Source organism: Paraburkholderia sp. SIMBA_054, from assembly GCF_046534875.1.
Taxonomy (GTDB): Bacteria; Pseudomonadota; Gammaproteobacteria; order Burkholderiales; family Burkholderiaceae; genus Paraburkholderia; species Paraburkholderia hospita.
Genome location: NZ_JAWRXV010001530.1, coordinates 1 through 242 on the forward strand (window position 1 = coordinate 1; position 242 = coordinate 242).

Sequence of the window (242 nt, forward strand, 5' to 3'; positions counted from 1 at the left end):
ATGATTCAAAAAATGGTGAGAGAACAATAAAAGTAGAGAAAGCAACCTTGCAAGACTGTCTTGAAGCAAACCTTGAAACAGAATATAGACCATTGAATGGGAAACCAGGGCTTAGAAAGCCATCATTAAGTTTAGTTGATAATGAATATGTAATAAAAACAAAACTGACTAATGCGATTGGGCAAGGACAAGCTTCAAGAACTGTAGTAAGTTCTACTTTTAGAAACCTTAAAGAAATTTTT

1 protein-coding gene is annotated in these 242 nt (G+C 33.1%); it reads left to right on the forward strand.

Annotated features, from left to right (window positions below; translation table 11 throughout):
* A partial coding sequence (locus SB822_RS60150) for a hypothetical protein (RefSeq protein WP_410859519.1) occupies nucleotides 1-242 on the forward strand: 242 nt, incomplete at both ends.